Source organism: Cylindrospermum stagnale PCC 7417, assembly GCF_000317535.1.
In the GTDB taxonomy this organism is placed as follows: Bacteria; Cyanobacteriota; Cyanobacteriia; order Cyanobacteriales; family Nostocaceae; genus Cylindrospermum; species Cylindrospermum stagnale.
The window spans coordinates 6,262,614-6,282,321 of the sequence record NC_019757.1; the positions used below are offsets into that span (position 1 = coordinate 6,262,614).

Below are 19,708 nucleotides of genomic sequence, written 5' to 3' on the forward strand. Positions count from 1 at the left end.
AGACTATTCCCGAATAATTCACCAGCATCACTGTCTGTCAGTTCTGGTTGAATATAAGTTGAGTCAAAGGATAGCGGCAGATTTTCTTCGCTGTCTTCTTCCAGACTATTCCCGAATAATTCACCAGCATCACTGTCTGTTAGTTCTGGTTGAATATAAGTTGAGTCAAAGGACAGCGGCAGATTTTCTTCGCTGTCTTCTTCCAGACTATTCCCGAATAATTCACCAGCATCACTGTCTGTCAGTTCTGGTTGAATATAAGTTGAGTCAAAGGACAGCGGCAGATTTTCTTCGCTGTCTTCTTCCAGACTATTCCCGAATAATTCACCAGCATCACTGTCTGTCAGTTCTGGTTGAATATAAGTTGAGTCCAAAGGACAGCGGCAGATTTTCTTCGCTGTCTTCTTCCAGACTTATTCCCGAATAATTCACCAGCATCACTGTCTGTTAGTTCTGGTTGAATATAAGTTGAGTCAAAGGACAGCGGCAGATTTTCTTCGCTGTCGTCTTCCAGACTATTCCCGAATAATTCACCAGCCTCACTGTCTGTCAATTCTGGTTGAATATAAGTTGAGTCAAAGGATAGCGGCAGATTCTCTTCGCTGTCTTCTTCCAGACTATTCCCGAATAATTCACCAGCATCACTATCTGTTAGTTCTGGTTGAATATAAGTTGAGTCAAAGGATAGCGGCAGATTTTCTTCGCTGTCGTCTTCCAGACTATTCCCGAATAATTCACCAGCCTCACTGTCTGTTAGTTCTGGTTGAATATAAGTTGAGTCAAAGGATAGCGGCAGATTTTCTTCGCTGTCGTCTTCAAGCGTATTCCCGAATAATTCACCAGCATCACTATCTGTTAGTTCTGGTTGAATATAAGTTGAGTCAAAGGATAGCGGCAGATTTTCTTCGCTGTCGTCTTCAAGCGTATTCCCGAATAATTCACCAGCCTCACTATCTGTTAGTTCTGGTTGAATATAAGTTGAGTCAAAGGATAGCGGCAGATTTTCGGCGCTGTCGTCTTCCACAGTACTAAACAAATCAATTTCCAGGTCAGCAGATGCTTTGGGAGAATCAGCAGCAGTTGTCTCTGGAGCCAGGTTGGTAAATTCCGGGATGAAATCCAACGCTTCTGGCTCTTGCGAAAAGCCGCGAATTTCCTGCAAAGGCACTTCATCATCGCCAATGGCTGGAGAGATTATGGAGTTGCTTCCCGCCAAATCGTCGAACAAGTTATCCCCAGCATCTGAAGCAAAGATGAGATTCTGAGGTTGCTCTGGCTGTAGGAAAGTGATATCAAAATCTTCCAGTTCAAAACTTGCTGTGGAAGAGGGACTAGATTGCTGAGAGTCGGCAAAAATTTCACCAGAAGTCGCAGCTGCAAATAAACTTTCTTCTAAGTCCCTTGCTACATCCTGCTCGACTGTAGAATCAAGTTCGTTTGGTTGTGCTTCATTTGTCTGGTTCCAGAAGTTGCTCAGTTCATCATCTGAAGTAGAAACTTCTGCTGCTGTTGCTTTTGGTGAATCAAATAAATCACCAATTTCTGACTCATCTGTAGGCTGTGGTGTATTTTCTTCTAGTTCTGCAAACAGATTGTCTAAAGATAAGCTGTCTGGCTGGGGCGGGGGAAGCTCCTCTAGGGGTACTGCATTCGTAGTTTCTGATTCTAAATCATCAAAACTGCTTTGGGAAACGCTTGGTAGTTCTCTGCTGGCGATATTTTCCGTTTCTAGTGAAGTTACTTCGCTTGTGGGCAATGACTCATTGTCATCTAGCGTCAGCGCCAATAAGTTTTCTTCCACAGGAGATTGCGGCGATTCGCTAGAACTTACCGTAAATTCCTCTAAAATCTCGACAGTCGAGGGGCCTAAATCCGAATTAAAACCGGTAATATCGCCAACTTCTACAGATGCAGGAGATATTGGTTGATTTTGCGGTTCTAAATTCTCCCTGTCTAGGAAGCTTTCGTCGCCAAATAACAGATTTAGTTCTTCTGTACTACTTGTGGTCGTTTGGCGATGATCATTACTTGTGTCGTCGTCAAATGACAGAAAATCGGCTAAATCCTTATCATCATCTTTAATGTCGCTGTCGCCCATTCCCAATTGATTGGCGGCGATAGTGTCTAAGATTTCTTCTTGATGCCAGGTTTCATCCAGTTCGGGACTATCGCCTTCAAACAAGTCAGCAAGGCTATTTAATTCGGCGATTCCTACGACTGGGCCATGTGTATCAATATTACTTTCGCTCAGAAGTGTCTCTTCTTCATGATCAAACAAGGGTACAGCAGCAAAAGGAGTGGCAGTCAAGGCAGTTACAGGTGTTCCTTGCAACTGATCAGAGGCACTATCACCTGTATTTTCCTTGAGATTATCAAGTAGGCTATTTGTGCTGTTTTGTGGCTGCAAATCGGCTGTTGCTGGTTCAAGAGTGCTGGCGGCTTCTGCCACAACCTGTGGTTGTTCGACAACAAAATCAGGAGTTATTTCTAACAACTCAATTTCTGCAAAGCTCAAGAGTGCATTTAGTTGTGGACTAATGACAATTTCGACTTCCCTACCTTGAAGGACTAATTCTTGAGCCTTCTTGATTTCGGTAATGACAATTTTGGCTAAATTGAGATAGGAATTATCGGTATTGGCGTTCGCCCCGCTATTCGCGATCGCACTGGCTGCTGCTTGGCACAAACCACTCCAATGGGACAAATTGTGAGCCGCACCAAGTTTGGATAACTGGTGACAGCATTGCTGAAGATTTTGCCGCGTCGAGGGTGTTGTTGTTTGCTTAAACAGTTGCAACATTTCCCGCAGGGTTTGTAGCACCGTAGCTTGAAACTCGCCCCAATTCTGATTTAAGGAGGTTTCTGTAGATGGGCGGCGGGTGTCTACTTCCCTGTTGGGAATATTCTGCGGCGGAAGCATCTGTGTTGGTGTAGTCCCACCATTTACCGATGCTAGTTGCCGTTCTGTTGCTCTTGCAGTGATTGCTACCCCACTATTCCCTTGTTCTACGAGTTCTTCCAGATGTTCATTCAGCCATCGAAAGACTGGCTCGGTTTCTGACATCAAAGAATTAGCTGCTTCTTCCGAGAGACCAAATGGCCCGCTCAAATGCTCTAACAGCACTTTTAGGGTATCAGATACACCGAGAAACAAAGACTCTAACTTTTCATCTACCTGAACTGGATTATCTTTGAGAACTTTGAAACAATCTTCCAAACGGTGAGCGGTGTGCTGGATGCTATTCAGCCCAAGCATTGCCGCTCCTCCTTTAATGGAATGAGCCGCCCGGAAGACTTCGTTGATCATTTCCGGGTCGTTCAGGGTACTTTGGAGATTCAGCAACCCCTGTTCAATGGTGTTCAGGTGGTCTCTGGCTTCTTCGAGAAAGTAACCTAAAATCCGCTGTTGTTGTTCCGGCAGCATAATTCAAAGTTCTGAGTTATAAGTTCTAGGTTCTAAGTCGTTCTTTGTCTTTTGTCCTTGGTCATTGACGCAATGACTAATGACTATTAACTATTGTCTTGATTCGATGGTTTCCACTCGGAAGCGTTCCACGGAGGAAATCAAGTCGCGGGATACACCTACTAAGTGTTGTAGGGCACCGGAAACTCGCTGCGCTTCTTGGGAGTTTTCTTGAGCGGTGAGTTCTACTGATTGCATCACCTGGGCGACAGCGCGGGAGGTTTCTGTCTGTTCCACGGTGTCACTGGTAATTGAGCGCACCAAAATATCAATTCGATTCGCTACTTGAATGATGTTTTCTAGCGATCGCTTGGCTTCTTCAGCCAATTTTGTGCCTTTAATTACCTGTTGTGTACCTTCTTCCATCGCGGTCATTACTGAGCCAGTTTCGCTCTGGATTTGCATGACTATTTGTTCAATTTCCTTTAAGGATTTGGCAGATTTGTCCGCTAACTGGCGCACTTCATCCGCCACGATCGCAAATCCGCGTCCAGCTTCTCCCGCTCGTGCCGCCTCAATACTAGCATTGAGTGCTAACAAGTTGGTTCTGGAGGCAATCTGGGAAATCAAAGCCACAATTTTAGAAATTTCTTGGGAAGATTCCGCTAGCCGTTTGACTTTCCGGGTAGTTTCGGCTACAGTCTCCCGAATTTCCAAAATCCCCGCCACGGTATTTTCTACTGCTTCCCCACCCTTGAGTGCGATCGTGCTGGCATCGCGAGCCACAATTTCTGCTTCCCGCGCCGCTTCTGCTACCCGTTGGATTGAGTCGGTCATCACTTGCACAGAATTCAGTGTTACCGCCAACTCTTCTGCTTGCCGCAAAGCATCACTAGATAAGGCTCTAGCGAAGGTTTCCGAGTTGGTTGAACCTTTTGTCACTTCTTTGGCCGCCACTTTCACCTGTTGCACAATATCCCGGAGGTTTTGAATTGTCAGGTTAAAGGCATCGGCTACGGCTCCCAAAACGTCGGCTGTCACCTCTGCTTGGACTGTTAAATCTCCTCTAGCGGCTCCTTCCACATCATCCAAGAGGCGAATCACCTGGCGTTGCAGGTTTTCTTTCGCTTCTTCTTGTTCCACGGCTTTACGTTGGGCGTCATTGGTGGTCGTGAAAATTACACGAGCCATATCGTTAAAGCCAGTGGCTAAGTGTCCTAATTCATCTTCGGAATAGACTGTGGCTTGAACATTGAGATTTCCTTGGCTGACGGCATCAAATTGAGCTTGCAAATCTTTGGTTGTCCGCCGAATTTGCTTGAGTGAAATATTCCCCATGAAACCAGCGGTAGCACCACCGGCGATTCCAGATGCCAGTGCCATTGCCCAGCCTGTGTTTTGTACTGACTGCCGTTGTTGGGATGGAGTAAATGAGGTGATGGCCGAGCTGACAAGAGCTGCTACCACCGCTGAGACAGCCCCTACACCAATGGCGATGTACAATGGTTTCTGTTTTAGGGGGGCATTTTCTAAGAATGCCAATACGCCTTGCTCGACGCCGACGTTGGGTTCTACCTTTGAGATGTCAGATTGAGTAAAGGCTGGGACTGCTTCTTGTGAACCTGTGATCGTGAACAGTTCCTCTTCGCGATCGCTAGCAGCATTATCTGGGAAAGTATCGCTAATTTTACTGGGGGAATTGCTTCTGTTTTCCAGTAATGCCACATCATCGAAGCTAGAATCTCCTCCTAGTTCAAACCCTGGAATGTTGCCTAAATCGTCAAATTCATCAAAGTCATCGAGAAAATCTATATTACTCTTAGTATTTTCTCCAGCCAGTATATTGTCTCTGTCTTCAGAAGTTAAGTCTTCTGAGCCAAAAGCAGATTCAAATGCCTCGATATCAAAACTATCATCATCAAAGTTATTTGGGTCTACCGTTGCATCCGATTGAATAGTTTTTGCTTCCGGGGCAAAATTCCCATTAAAAGATGAGGCTACCTCATTTAACTTTGACGGGGCTGATTCTGCCTCCCTTGGCAATTCTCTCTGATGTAATTCAGACAAATTATCTTGATTGCTGTCTTCAAAATTATTTGTTTTGGTCAAATCATTGTTTAATTCCTTGCCAACAATCACTAAATTCTCATCTCCATAGCTATTGTTTGTCAAGTCAGAATTCCCAATACGCAAGTCTTGGTATTCTTGTTCTGTAAACAATTCAGTAGCCACTTCTAAATTACTTGTTTGTAAATCAACTTCTCCAAAAGGTGAATGACCATTATTATCAGTTACTGAATGCTCGTTAGCTGAATTTGCGTCAATGAGAGGGAAATAACTGTTGCCAACTTGCTGTTCAATACTCTCTTCAGAAATATCTTCTTGCCAGAAAGCTGGTAACTCTAACTCTGCTGGCTCCTGCCAACTCTTGCTATTCGACTCTTGCTCATGGAGTTGTTGATTTAAGGCAAAAGGATCATCGCCAAAAGCTGCTGATTCCTCTGGTGTTTGAGCAAATTCTCTACTGTCAGAGATGTCAAAAGGACTGCTCGATGATAGGTCTTCGATAACATCTGTAGATGATTCATAGGAACCAAAAGATTGTAAATCAAAGCTGTTGCTATCAAGATCCTCATTCACCTCTAAATCTGGAATTGCTGCTGAATTTACCAGATCCAAAGACCGTTCTGCGGAATTTATTTGCTCATCAGCCTCTATTATCACAACATGAGCGTCTGACGCATTTAGGTATTGATTGATGTTCTCAAGACCGTGAGTGGCAAAACCAAGGATTTCTTGATCTTCTGTCAAACTCAAGACCTGTTGATATTCTGCTGTTGCTATATCGTAATGCTGCAAAACGTAGTAGATGTGACCTCGCAACAAATGGGAGTTGGGATCATCTGGTAAATTTTGCACCACTTGGTCAACTAAAGCAGCAGCAACTGCATAATTTCCCTGTGTATAGGCTGTTACTGCCTGCTGATATGTTTGATTGTAATCATCTATACTTGTTGCCATGTCCTCCCTCCCAATTTCATCCTGCCCACCGCGCACTCCGCAAAATTGCCATTTGATCTAGCAGTCGTAGACACTGTTTGTTTTTAGCATCAAATAACCACTCTCCACGCAAAAAGGGAGCCATAGCATCCGGTACGTTACTAGGTGGCATCAGATACTGTACATCAAGCCAGTCCATACCACCGATGTCTTCGACCGCTAAACCCACGATTGTGTCTTGCTCTTCAATAGCAATCACCGCAATCTCGGCTCGATCCGTATTTAACGCAGTTGCTTCCCCAAGAAATTGACCCAAGTCAGCTACCCAAATTACTCTACCTCGTAAATTTAGAGTACCCAAAAGTAAAGGAGAAGCATTAGGAATTGGGGTGATTCTATCAGGACTTAGTTCAATTACCTCCCGGATGCCAGTTGCTTGTAGTGCAAACTCCTGATGAGAGGGAATGTAAAACCGCAAATGTAGCTCACCTTCGGGAGTTTCTACTTGTAATTCAGGGCGGAAGTGGTCTTGACCACTGGCACTAAAAAAATCTGGTTTACTGAGCATTTTGTTTTCATCTTGTTTTCGCGGGATACCCTACCTATGGCTAATGGCTAACGCCACGCTACGCTTGACCCTTATCCTCGCAGCAGTTGTTTGACTGTTCCCACCAACTCGGTTGGTTGAAACGGTTTGGCTATGTAGGCGTCTGCACCCTGTTTCATACCCCAGTAACGATCAAATTCTTCACCCTTGGAAGAACACATTACCACAGGGACATTTTGGGTTTTCGGATCGGACTTTAACCGACGACAAAGTTCGTAGCCGTTCATTCGGGGCATGACAATATCCAACACCACTAAATCGGGAGCTGCGCTTTGAATTGCCTCCAAAGCTTCAACTCCATCTCCGGCATGGATGACTGTTAAGCCACTGGCTTTCAGGAGGTCTGTAATCATCTCCCTTTGGGCGATACTGTCTTCCACAATCAGAACTGTACTCATAAATGCCTATCTACCTCCTGATGTCGACGTTCCTATTTGGAACATTCCCTGATTCCCCCGCAAATATTAACTGTATAAATTATTTCTATTGTTTCACTACTTTACTGGATCTTGGCGTTTTACTAGGTTTAGCTGATTCTGTGATAACATTTTTTACCCCATCTTTTAGTGAATCAACAAGTCTTGTATCCCGTTTGTATCCCTACACAAGAATCTATATTGATATATTTTTCTACGAGCATTTGTAACTCAGTATCTGCAAATGGTTTTGTCAAATAATCTGTCGCACCGACCATCCTAGCTCTGACTCGATCAATAAATCCATCTTTACCAGTAAGCATGATAATTGGTACAAGCCGAAATACTGTGGAATGTCTCAGCATGGCACAAATCTCGTATCCATCCAATTCCGGCATAGTAATGTCACACAAAATTAAATCTGGCTTGAGCTGAAAAACGAGACTCAGGGCTTCTAAGGGATTTGTCAGGGAGATCACTTCATATCCCTGTGGTTTTAAGATCGACTCTATAGTCTCACAAATGGCGATCGCATCCTCAATACATACTATCCGTCCCTTTTGGTTACCCACCAGTCCACAGTCTTCTGTCTGTGTACTAGAGTGAGTTGTGCTCGCATAAGCTAGTTGCAGCCAACCCTGCTGCACGTAAGGATATATCGCTTTGGCGACTGTCAAAATGTCGCGGTTGAGATAGCGAGCTAGTTGGCGCAGGGTTGTTTTCCCGTCTGCCCAATGCTGTAGCTTATTCACTGTTGCCTCTGGTAGTGAGGAATGTAGCCGAGCGATATCAGCCAACAACGGTAATTGTTCGGGTGACTGGATTTGTGGATATAGTTGTTTCCACTCTTGCACCTGCTTGGTAATTTTGGTAACCAAGGGAGCAATTTCTAAGGTAGTTAGTTGTGGCACCAGTGCCGTATCTAGATCGAAAATGAAACTGCCTTGGTGTAAACTCAGCAGGTCAAAAAGCGTCTCATGCACTAAGCCGTGGATGATACTACGAGCTACCTTGGGGTTGATAATATTCCGCTCTAGGAGCTTCCAGAGATAGGCGTACTCTGGGGAGTTGGTTGATGTTAGTGCAGCAAGTTGCATTTCATCCAGTTGTTTCTCGACTCGGTAATGACGTAAATAATCGCCGATGCGGGATAAACTACTATCGCCTGCTTGGCAATAAACAATTTGACCGTTGAGGAAAAAGACGAACCAAGACTGTGGTTTACCCTCCCAGTTGGCGCGATGTGCGTGAGCCTCGTCTCCACCCGGCTTGTTACTCTGGTAAGAGCTGCGAGCTTCCACCCACAACTGCCCAGTTCGCTGTCCTAACTCAATCAATTGCAGGATACTGCAAATATCAATTTCATTTAAATTTCCCTGCATTTAGCTAAAAAGTACTCCTTGTGCTCCTATTGACATTCTTGATCAATTGTGACTTTTAGTTTCTCCGTGTTTCTAGCAGGCAGATGCGGTGGTGAGTTTTGACTCTTGGCAAGATTATTGCCCATACAACTAGCCTGAAAAGCGAAATATTACGCTATAAACCTTAAACTTTTGTCATGTACTTTGACAAAGGTAGTGATTGTACGGAAGTCAGCGTCACTATCATCAGTACAAAATATAAAGGCGACCTAGTCGCTCCTATAAATATCAAGATGTGATATTTCATGTCTAGAAGACGTGACATCTCGTGTCTATTAATAGTTTTGTCTGTCTTGTACTGCTAAACTTAAGGTTGAACAAGACAATTTAACAGAATTATCTAAGGTATATCTCAAAACTCGGATATCAAGTACATCAAAAGGATAAACGGTGTGCTGTATTTAGCAGAAGTACAAAAACAGAAAGGCGGCTTACTCAGTGGCGGTTCCAAAACTGAACTCAGGCTGCTAGCTTGTCAGCGAAGCGACCAGAATTGGAGTACTGTGTCGGAAGAAGTGATGGCTGCTGAAGAAGCAAGCAAACTAAACGATGGCGCACTGGTACTGGTGGATCTGAGTCCGAACCGTCAAGTGCAGTCGATTAAAGAGGCGGGGCGGCCTCTAGTGAATATTTTGCAGAATTTTTCCCGTCAGTTGGAAAAATTTAAGCTCAAAGAGGACGAAATCGACCAGTGGAAGCAGTCACTGACGTTTCAGGCGCAAGAATTAAATCGCCGGGAAATGGATATGGAAGCACGCCTAGAACAACTGCAAGATCTGGAGGATGACTCTCAACGCTTGGAGGAGCAAAAACAGGAAAATGAAACGTCCCGCGCCGAAATTGAACGTTTGCAAACAGAAATGGCGCGAAATCGCCAGGAACTTGAAGGAGCTTGGGAGCATTTGCGGGGTGAGCAGCGTCGCCTGGAAGAGTTTCAAGCTGACTGCCAACAGGGGACGGTTTTGGATGAGGAGCAAAGTCGGGCAATCAGTGAGTTACTCAATCGCTTGTCTAGTGGCGTTGCTCCCACCGAAACAGTGCGGGAAAATCTCCATTTCGCTTTTGAATTGGTAGAACGGCAGCAAGCTACTCTAAATCCACACTGGCAACAGCTAGAGGAAAAACGAAATTTAGCAACTCTTCAGCAAGAGGAAGTTGAACGCCTGAGTCAAACGCTGCGCGATCGCCAAAACTCATGTCAACAGGCACAAAGTTCTTTAGAGCAACAATTAGCCCAATTCCATCTGAATACAGCTACACTTGCCAGCAAGCAAGACTATGCTCGAATTCTCAAAGAGCAATTGCAAATTCAACAAGCGTTATACCAACAGATTCACTCCTTGGCTGCCACGTCTATTGATGCGGTTTTCAGCCAGCAAGTTGATGTAGAACCTTTGCAGAAAATGCCCCTTGAAGAACTGCAAAAGATGGTACAAGACTTGCAGAACAAGCTGTCTATAGACTCCAGCTTCGTTCATGATCAAGAACAAGAACTTAATTACAAACAAGAAGTTATAGAAGAATTACAAAGAAAAGTTAAGCAGGCATCTGGCAAGGCTTTGCAAAATTTAGAAGGAGAATTAGCGGATGAACAAGACCTCTACCAAATGGTAAATCAATCTTTGGTAGGACAACGCCGCAATTTGCTAGAGCGGGAGAAAATTTTTAAACAACACCAAGCTGTGCTGATGCAGCGCCAAGGACGTTCTATTGATAACGCACCAGGTGATAACAAACTTGATTTAGGTCCAATTCTCTCGCAAATTGAAGCCCAGCGACAACAACAGTCGCAGGAACTGCAAAGGCTGGAATATGAGATTGAGCAGATGCGTGGTGGGATTGAGCTAGACCAAGGAATGATTAGCAATCAAACCCACGATTTAGAGCAAAAGCGCCAAGAACTAAAAACGATCGAGGAGAACTTGCTCAACCTGCGAACAGCAACCGCTGAATGCTGGGGTCGCGTGAATCTCTATCAAGAAGCACTACAACCCATTCAGGATGCTCTGGATGGGTTGCGGCATAAGTTGCAAGGAATTGCTGAATCTTTGGCTCAAGTCCAAGAATCTGGTGATTATCAACTGCAAACTATCACTCAAATGCGCCAAGCTCTCCAGAGTTTAATAAATCAGCCAGAATTGCTAGCGTCTTAAGGATTGCTGAGTTGAAAGTTAGGAAGTGCGGAGCCATTTTTAGCAAACCACAGATGATCGTAGGGACACAGCAATTCTGTGTCCCTAGGGACTTCCAAATAATAAAATATCCTAAAATTTTCTTGTGGGGTGGGCTTCTAGCCCGCCCGGAATATGGGACGGGCTAGAAGCTCATCCCACAAGATTGGGTAATTTATTTCTTGGAAATCCCCTACACCATGCTATAAATCCTGAAAGCAGATCCAGTCGTCTATGACTTGAGCGATCGCACCACCAGGAAAAGGATCAGTTTGCGAACGATTTGGCGCTGTAATTAAAGCCGTTAATTTTTCGATATGTTCAAAGCCAGGGGCATCAGGCAATATTTGTTGTAATACCTGACGCATCACACGCCGCTGCAATGCCAGCGGTGCTGTCCTTAATACCCGCCGATTTAACCTTAAGGCTATATCATCCCCTTTGCCTAATTCCATCGCATCTAAACGCAAATTTCCGGCTGTTTGCTCTAAATATTCCACTTCTGCTTGCAGCAGTTCGGCGGTTTGGGCTAAGGCTGATTCAACTTTGGGGTTGAAATTTTCTTGCAAATATGGTAAAAGCTCCTGGCGGATGCGGTTACGGGCATATTTCCAATCTTGATTGGTGGCATCTTCCCAAATTGGCAAGTTAAACTCTTGACAAAATTTCTCTGTTTCTGAGCGAGTAATTTCTAAGAGGGGACGTACTAACATAATGCTCGCAGTTAGTGGGCGTTGCCAAGTGAGAGCCTGCAAACCATCAGCGCCGGTACCGCGAATTAAATTGTAAAGGAGAGTTTCGGCGCGATCGCTTGCCGTGTGTCCTGTGACAATATATTGATAATTATTAGTTTGGGCAATTTTACTTAAAGCTTGATATCGCCAATTCCGTGCCGCAGCTTCACTCTTCACAGGTTCCTTAGCTGTGGCTAAATAAAAAGGAGTTTCCCAAATTTTAGCTAAACTTTCTACATGACGAGCATTAGCTTGGGAATCATCACGCCAGCAATGATCACAGTGAGCAATGCCTAAGCGCCATCCCCACTTTGGTTGTAAATCTAACAGTATTTTTATTAAGCACAGAGAATCTTGTCCACCGGAAACAGCAACCAATAAGCTTTGATTCGGCTCAAATAAATGCCGTGCGCGGATAGTGCGGTGTATTTTGGCGTGTAGGGGAGTCCATAACATTTCCATACTTCTTTATTAAGCACCTAAAAGCCTTCCAGCCTAGCGCTGAAACTCTTGAAAATTCGTGAATAAAAGTCAATTATGATGCTGTTTTAAGCTTTTAAATAAATTTGTAGTTGATCACGGCTTACCCATTAGCACCTATCTCTAAGGGTGAGGTGTGATGGTGAGTATTGTCAGTTCATATTGATCTGGGCCATAATACCAAAATATCCTATAAGCAGCCGGAGTATTATTTTCGACATAGGCTTCAAAGACTTTTTCTTTATTTGGCCCTTTTAGAGAATCATACTCATGAGTTTTGAGACTAGCATGACGTAAGTTTTTTTCCATGAAGCCTAAAGTTTTCATTACTTTCTTATGTTTCTTTTCATCATTTATTTTTAATATTTCTAATACTTCTTTAGCTTCATCTGTAAATTTTAGTTTGTACTGCACTGTTAATTTGCTACCAATTTATAAAAAACTATTTTTAGTACATGAGCTATTATAAAACCGTAAGCCCCAAAACTACTTGTAAGCAAGCGGTCTAAGGGCTTTGGCTGAGTTAATTAATTGTAACAGATTAAGACTGATACTTAGTCGTCAATTTCTAAATCTGCATATTCGGCAAAAGAACCTAAATCATGTAGTTCTCCAGCCGCAGCTTGTTGCATACCTTTTTCCAGAGAAGCACGAGCTTGTGAGTTTTTCCATAGCCACAGTTCACGCTCTGGAATATTAACTACTGGATCAAGTAATATTTGACCAGATGAGTTCATAAATACGCGGTAATTTTTTGATTTTGCCTCGGCTCCCAACGTTAAGCGTCTTCTGTCATCAATTGATGCAGATTCTTTGATTTGTTTGAAGTTTCCATCTGAGACTAGGGCTTTTGTGTACACTTTAATTCACCTTTCAATAACTTTCATGTAAATTATTCAGATGCATGAAAAATACACTGCCCATGCTAAAACTTGCAACCTATAAGTATCTCTTACAAAATAGAGGTTGGAGAAAAAGGTTTTTGCTTGGGAAGAATAATATGAAGCAATTTGGCAACAAACACTAGCACATAAAGTTAATTGCTTAGATTCTATTAGGATAGCAATAAATTTTAAAATGGGCAAGTGGGTAAGTGGGTATTTAGTTTTCAGCTTATATTTCCCAAGAGACAGCTATAAATATCACATCCAACATTTCCCCTCTCCGCCAGCAGAGAGGGGTTAGGGGTGAGGTACTTAGAAAAACCAACCGTAAGAATGTAAACCTTTACCCAAGAGATTTACACCGAGATAGCAAATCCAGACGACAACAAAACCAGTAGCCGCTAAGATTGCGGGACTGCGTCCTTGCCAACCGCGAGTGATTCTAGTGTGGAGATAAGCGGCGAAAACTAACCAAGTGATTAACGCCCAAGTTTCTTTTGGGTCCCAACTCCAGTATGAACCCCAAGCTTCATTTGCCCAAACGGCACCGGCAATAATGCCAATTGTCAGCAGGGGAAATCCCAAGCCGATGATGCGATAGCTGATGTTATCCAGGGTTTCGGCTAGGCTGAGGCGTTGGGGAGAAAGTGGTTCGGCAGATGAGACGGTTTTAGATTCAGGGGCTGTGATTAAATTCAAAACAGCGGTACCGTTGCCGTTGTTATTGCTTTCGTAACGTGAAAAACCATTATTTTCGGCGGCGGTTGCTGGGAGTTGAGAAATTAACTCACCTGCTTTGCGTAATTGATAGCCGTTGCTGCGATAACCGCCGGTACCAACAGAACTGCCTTGTAGTTGGATGTTTTGCCCGCGAGTGACGATCAAAAATGCGATCGCCATCAGCGCACCCACCATCAAAGCCGAATAACTCAACATCATCACGCTGACGTGCATCATCAGCCAATTCGACTTTAGCGCCGGCACTAAAGGTTCAGACAGTTGCATACCTGATGGCAAAGTCAAGGTAGCAAAAGCCGCAATCCCCATAGCTACGGGGGCAGTCACAACGCCCACCAAGCGGCTGCGGCTGCTATTTTCGGCAATTAAATGAACGGCTGTAATTCCCCAAGTTAAGAAAAATAGGGATTCATACAGATTGCTCAAAGGAAAATAGCCAGCTTCGATCCATCGTGCCCCTAGTAGGGTAGCTATGCACAAATTCGCGATCGCCATACATGCTGTCCCCAAAGCGGCAAATGCTGGCAGATTTGGAAAAGCCGCCCCAACCCAATACACCAGCATGGTGAGGAATAAAATCGCAAAGGAGGCATTGTCCAGCCAGTTCTGGAGTACAACCAGATTCATAAAGTCTTCTCCCTAGTGGATTATTTAAAATATCGATTCTGACTATTCTGATCCTATCCGCTTAGAGACTCATGGGGCATGGTTGTTAGCCGTCCTTAAGTATTGCTCAAGCTGATGTCGCACCTGAAAAAGATTAGGGAGATGGATTTGGTGTTGCTGTAGGTACGGGTACTAGGGGAGTAGCAGCAGCGCCAGGACTTGGTATAGGGGCTGGGTTGCCAGCTTTTTTGAGTGCTAGAAAAATATCATAGCGAGTACTACGACTGTCGTTGACAGCAGTTGTCACCCCAATTGAACGTGTGGCTGCAAGCATTGTTTGTTGATTGGGGAATAGTGAATTTAGCGTAAAACTTTTGACAGTCTGTTCCACATCCAGGAAAAATTGCCCATTGCTGGGTGATGGTTCTTTGGGAACAGTTTGTTGAAAGGGGAGAGTATTGCCTAGGGGATTGTTTGGGTTTGTAACAATTTTATCGGTGATGGGAGCGCCCACTACTAAAAAAGCCACGTCTCCATCTAACCAACCATGGGTTGCGGTTAAAGTGCCAAAAGGTGAAATCCAGTTGACAACGGGTTTACCGGAGACTGTCCCCGGTTGGATTTGGAACTGGTATTGATTTTTCATCACATCATCCAGCTGTTGTAAAGATGTTTCAGCGGCATTGCGATTACTTGCCTGTACCATAAACACCAAACCCGCCCGAAAATTCTCTGGGGAACTGTCTTTTGAGCTAGTGGGAATTACAGAGAGGGAAAACTCGCCTTTCATCCAACGGAGAAAATCCCGTTCTAAGTCCAGATTTGTCAGCGATTTCACACCACCTCGCAATTGTTCTGGCGTCATCGGCGCTAAGGGATTTCCCTGAGCCGTTAAAACATAATCAGCCCACAACCGCTGTAAGTTACTACCAGACAGCATCATCAAAGTTTCCCCAGGTACTCGGCTTGGCATTTTTCCAGCTTTGTTTTCCACTGCTAGCAAACGCCGACTATTAGGGTTTAACCAAGAAATTCCCTTGAAGCGCATTCCTTCTGGCTCCAAACTCACTGTCCCAGCTATTCCTTGGTTATTTTGAAGTTGAGCCAAAACTTGAGCAGGTAACCGATGCTTGGGAGCAGCAGCAGCTATTCTCGCTGCTATGGGTACATTTACATAAAACTGGGCAAAGGGCTGGTAAGTGGCGATTTTCGGGAAATTATCCGAAAATCCGCCAATTGTTGCTAAAGATATTTTGCTTTTGTAGGCGTCAATCGCTCGTTCTGTGGCTTGAGGATTATCGGTAATCACTAAGTAACGCTGATCTAATAATGCTGCTGAAAAGTTAGCTCCAACTTGTCCCTCAGTCTGTTTAATGGCGATTCCCTGATAAGTGCGATCAATCCATTTGCCTTGTTTGAGAGGTTTAGGTTGTGCCAAAATGCTTTTAGCGATTTCTGGATTTTTCACCGGCAGCACCATTACCACTGACTGCTGACTACTAGTAGCATCTCCATCGGTAGCTACAGGTTTGGGTGCAGGATTTGTAGCTTGGGGGGCTAAAATGGCGATCGTTACTTCATTACCTACCCAAGGTTGAATATCTTTCTCAAAATTGTAACCATTATTCGTCAGCAAGCGATCGCCAGCGGCGTACCGGAGGTAATCGCGCAACTGCACAATACTTTTATCCACTTCTCCTTGGGTTTCTGGCGTCCCAAACTCCCGTAATTTCTGCCATTGTCTAGGATCTGTCGTTAGAGAAACCGCAAATAAAGCATCTTGTGGAATAATCTTGACACCTACTGGCAAATCTCTGGAAAGTGGTTGTCCCTGGGTTAACAACCAATATGCTGCACTCCCCGCACCAATCAATAACCCAGCAGCCGAGAGCGTCAACACCAGAGACGGTTTCTTTTTTTTATTCTTTACAGCAGACACAACACGCAGTGCCATTGAAACCTACACCTCATACTTGCGAACTCATTACTTGCTTTATTAGCTAATTAGATAAATTTTTCCACCCTGGATATTGTTGATACTTCGGTAATCAACTTTCCCGGCACTTTCAAAAAAAGTGTTTTTGTGGTTAGTTACTTTTAACATGCTTTGTTTAACTTCGCAGAACCTTTCCCTGAAAAGTTTCTCTCTAGCAGCAAGTCTTTGGGAGATAAATTTCTCACTGCCATCAATCCTCCTGATAACTAACCCGCAAAAGCGGCAAGTCATCAGCAGCTAATATTACCCTTTATTGGTACATTTTCAATTTAAGAGGTTAACTGAATCAAACCGGTAACAATTAACTTTCCAGATTTGAAGCTTGATTGCCAAATAAAATGATCAAATTTCAGAAATTTCGCTTCCTCATACACAACAGTTGTTATTTTTGCTGATGATCAACTGCTATTTTTCTCGAAGCTAATAAAAATTAATTAATCAGCAACAAATCAGGCAATTTGGCTAAAAATGACTAAATTAACCATATTTAGTCGCCAATCTCAGCTTGATAGCCACACTAAACTGGAAAACTAATCAACCCTCTCAGTGCTGACTAGGAGCTTTTTTGATCATCTGGTAGTTTCCTAACTCATTAATTCGCCATTGACACTCAGCTGCATGGGCCCCAGATATTTAGTTAAATAAGGCGAAAAAACTTCATAAATCAAGGTTAAAGGCTGTCCACGATGCCAAAATAAATAATGGCGTCCCCAAAAAGGCCCAATCTCATCAAAACCTGACTGTAGCGCTTCAGAGTAACCGTAGTAAACTCCTTGGACATCTCGATATAATTCTGTGCGGACACGAGCTAAACTCGCCCAAATTGGTAACGAACGGTTTTGCAGATACTCATCTACATGACTCGCTTCCCACCATGAAGAAGCGTAACCCAGGCGCTGTCCAGAAGCTGTACGCAGCCACACCTGTCGCCGCAGTCGTGGGCCAGGAACAGCTTCGATGAGCGGAGGCGCATGATCTGAGTCCATACCAAGTAAAGACATATCAATGACATCCACTTCCGTAGGCTCACTTGTAAGCAATTGTAAATGCCTTGTTGGGGAGCCATCGCCTAAAAGTAGCAATTGCCAAGCTGGTGCCATTTGAGTGTGAGGCAAACCAGATTGCAGAATTTCCTCCCCACCTTGCCAAATCGGAGTCAGGCGATGCCAAGCAACTGGCAGTGTTAAGTTGTTTGTCGGCGTAACAGTAGTAGTCAATGTTTTTTACAAAACTTCACCTATCTATATAAAAGCATAAAAAAACTGGCGTCCCAAGAGCTTTTGCAGCGGAAATTAGGTGAAGGGTTTATGGAAAGGTTGGGAAATGGCGAGAAATCCTGTCTCAGGACTCCTCACTCACTCCGCCAAACTCAGCACTGAAAAAATGCGGATGGCGAGACTCGAACTCGCAAGGCAAAGCCACACGCACCTCAAGCGTGCGCGTATACCAATTCCGCCACATCCGCACGGTATCTCTAGAAATAGAATATAGCATAAAAAATAATTGAAGTGAAATATTTTCCAAATTTTTTCAGTAAGGATATCTGACTGACAGAAATCTAGTAGCGGCAGTGATATTAAAAAAAGTAGAGCGTCTGTGAATTGCATCGGGCGATATCGCCAAAGCCGAGTTCCCGAACTCGGCAAACACCACTTACAGCCGCAATCTTGTTAGTCTAGTTAAAACTCGTGGAGGCGGCAGAGCCAAGTCTCACCCTTTGGGAAGCAGCCCTTCATCAGGTGTCTACACTCTGCTCAGAACGAGAGTTGGCAATTGACTATGATTATTTGAAATAATGCCAAATGCCACAGCGTTATTTCAACTGGATAGGAGAGAATATCAATCTACTAGTACTGATATCGAAGCTAGAAAATGAAATTTGACAAAATATTAATTGCTAATCGGGGAGAAATCGCCCTTCGTATTCTCCGAGCCTGTGAAGAAATGGGAATTGCGACGGTTGCGGTTCACTCTACTGTTGACCGTAATGCCCTCCATGTGCAACTTGCTGACGAAGCGGTTTGCATTGGCGAACCTGCCAGCAGTAAAAGTTATTTGAATATTCCCAATATTATTGCCGCTGCCTTGACTCGCAATGCCAGCGCCATTCATCCTGGTTATGGCTTTTTGGCAGAAAACGCCCGGTTTGCGGAAATCTGTGCTGACCATCATATTGCCTTTATTGGCCCCACTCCCGAAGCCATCCGGCGGATGGGGGATAAATCCACAGCTAAAGAAACGATGCAAAAGGCTGGGGTGCCAACAGTGCCTGGCAGTGATGGGTTGGTAGAGACTGAGCAAGAAGGACTGCTACTCGCCAAGGATATTGGCTATCCCGTGATGATTAAAGCCACGGCGGGTGGTGGTGGAAGGGGTATGCGGCTGGTGCAATCTGAAGACGAATTCGTCAAACTTTTTCTAGCGGCTCAAGGGGAAGCGGGAGCTGCTTTTGGCAATTCCGGCGTTTATATCGAAAAATTTGTTGAACGTCCCCGCCACATTGAATTTCAAATTTTGGCGGATAACTACGGTAATGTCATCCACTTGGGCGAGAGAGATTGCTCGATTCAGCGCCGGAATCAAAAGCTACTGGAAGAAGCCCCCAGCCCGGCGCTCGACTCAGAACTACGGGAGAAAATGGGACAAGCTGCGGTGAAAGCTGCCCAGTTTATTAACTACACTGGGGCAGGTACCATCGAGTTTCTCCTCGATAAATCCGGTAAGTTCTACTTTATGGAAATGAACACCCGGATTCAAGTTGAGCATCCGGTAACGGAGATGATTACTGGGGTAGATTTGGTCGTCGAACAAATTCGCATTGCTCAAGGGGAAAGACTCAAACTTACCCAAGACCAAGTAGTTTTAAGGGGTCATTCAATTGAATGCCGCATCAATGCCGAAGATCCTGATCATGATTTTCGCCCCTCCCCTGGACGCATCAGTGGCTATCTTCCCCCTGGAGGCCCTGGTGTCCGCATTGATTCCCATGTGTACACAGATTACCAAATTCCGCCTTACTACGATTCCCTAATCGGTAAGTTAATTGTTTGGGGGCCAGACCGACCGACTGCGATTAACCGGATGAAACGGGCATTGCGGGAATGTGCCATCACTGGACTACCTACCACCATTGGGTTTCATCAGAGAATTATGGAAACCCCCCAGTTTTTGCAAGGTAATGTCTATACCAATTTTGTGCAGGAGATGAACAACTTGGGGCAATAGTCAGGGATTGGGGACTGGGGACTGGGG

The 19,708-nt window shown here is 44.4% G+C and carries 12 protein-coding genes, 1 tRNA gene and 1 pseudogene; 2 read left to right on the forward strand and 12 right to left on the reverse strand.

The features are described from left to right. Nucleotides 1-2,524 precede the first annotated feature (2,524 nt). The 5 genes and pseudogenes from CYLST_RS36870 to CYLST_RS26500 form a co-directional block, all read right to left on the reverse strand. Nucleotides 2,525-3,424, reverse strand: a pseudogene (locus CYLST_RS36870) (Hpt domain-containing protein); the annotation flags it as partial. 90 nt (nucleotides 3,425-3,514) lie between these two features. Then, on the reverse strand, nucleotides 3,515-6,424 hold the full coding sequence (locus tag CYLST_RS26485) for a methyl-accepting chemotaxis protein (protein ID WP_015210812.1): 2,910 nt from the start codon (nucleotides 6,422-6,424) through the stop codon (nucleotides 3,515-3,517). Nucleotides 6,425-6,440: 16 nt separating this feature from the next. Beyond that, the gene (locus CYLST_RS26490) at nucleotides 6,441-6,971 is read right to left on the reverse strand and encodes a chemotaxis protein CheW (protein WP_015210813.1); all 531 of its coding nucleotides are present in this window, start codon (nucleotides 6,969-6,971) and stop codon (nucleotides 6,441-6,443) included. 71 nt (nucleotides 6,972-7,042) lie between these two features. Beyond that, complete coding sequence (locus CYLST_RS26495; RefSeq protein ID WP_015210814.1) at nucleotides 7,043-7,408, reverse strand: response regulator transcription factor; 366 nt, start codon at nucleotides 7,406-7,408, stop codon at nucleotides 7,043-7,045. Between the two features lie 173 nt (nucleotides 7,409-7,581). Continuing rightward, on the reverse strand, nucleotides 7,582-8,808 hold the full coding sequence (locus CYLST_RS26500) for a response regulator (RefSeq protein WP_015210815.1): 1,227 nt from the start codon (nucleotides 8,806-8,808) through the stop codon (nucleotides 7,582-7,584). Between the two features lie 431 nt (nucleotides 8,809-9,239). Between CYLST_RS26500 and hmpF the strand changes: the two genes are divergently transcribed. Next, the gene (gene hmpF / locus CYLST_RS26505) at nucleotides 9,240-11,000 is read left to right on the forward strand and encodes a pilus motility taxis protein HmpF (protein WP_015210816.1); all 1,761 of its coding nucleotides are present in this window, start codon (nucleotides 9,240-9,242) and stop codon (nucleotides 10,998-11,000) included. A 221-nt stretch (nucleotides 11,001-11,221) separates the two neighbouring features. Here hmpF and tilS read toward each other — a convergent pair whose 3' ends face one another. From tilS to CYLST_RS26545, 7 genes are all read right to left on the reverse strand, one after another. Further along, nucleotides 11,222-12,208, reverse strand: a complete 987-nt coding sequence (gene tilS, locus CYLST_RS26510; RefSeq protein WP_041233931.1) for a tRNA lysidine(34) synthetase TilS — start codon at nucleotides 12,206-12,208, stop codon at nucleotides 11,222-11,224. Nucleotides 12,209-12,355: 147 nt separating this feature from the next. Then, entirely contained in the window at nucleotides 12,356-12,646 is a 291-nt protein-coding gene (locus tag CYLST_RS26515) for a hypothetical protein (RefSeq protein ID WP_015210818.1), read from the reverse strand. A gap of 140 nt (nucleotides 12,647-12,786) precedes the next feature. Then, nucleotides 12,787-13,092: a hypothetical protein gene (locus tag CYLST_RS26520; protein ID WP_015210819.1), complete on the reverse strand. Its 306-nt coding sequence runs from the start codon at nucleotides 13,090-13,092 to the stop codon at nucleotides 12,787-12,789. A gap of 336 nt (nucleotides 13,093-13,428) precedes the next feature. Next, nucleotides 13,429-14,481 carry a c-type cytochrome biogenesis protein CcsB gene (ccsB, locus tag CYLST_RS26525; protein ID WP_015210820.1) on the reverse strand — a complete coding sequence of 351 codons (1,053 nt, stop codon included), beginning with the start codon at nucleotides 14,479-14,481 and terminating at the stop codon, nucleotides 13,429-13,431. 133 nt (nucleotides 14,482-14,614) lie between these two features. Beyond that, entirely contained in the window at nucleotides 14,615-16,414 is a 1,800-nt protein-coding gene (locus CYLST_RS26530) for a DUF3352 domain-containing protein (protein ID WP_015210821.1), read from the reverse strand. Between the two features lie 626 nt (nucleotides 16,415-17,040). Beyond that, the gene (locus CYLST_RS26540) at nucleotides 17,041-17,673 is read right to left on the reverse strand and encodes a chorismate lyase (RefSeq protein ID WP_015210822.1); all 633 of its coding nucleotides are present in this window, start codon (nucleotides 17,671-17,673) and stop codon (nucleotides 17,041-17,043) included. Between the two features lie 167 nt (nucleotides 17,674-17,840). Then, nucleotides 17,841-17,921 (reverse strand) — tRNA-Leu (locus CYLST_RS26545). A 407-nt stretch (nucleotides 17,922-18,328) separates the two neighbouring features. Here CYLST_RS26545 and accC point away from each other — a divergent pair. Next, the gene (accC, locus tag CYLST_RS26550) at nucleotides 18,329-19,681 is read left to right on the forward strand and encodes an acetyl-CoA carboxylase biotin carboxylase subunit (protein ID WP_015210823.1); all 1,353 of its coding nucleotides are present in this window, start codon (nucleotides 18,329-18,331) and stop codon (nucleotides 19,679-19,681) included. Nucleotides 19,682-19,708: the final 27 nt, after the last annotated feature.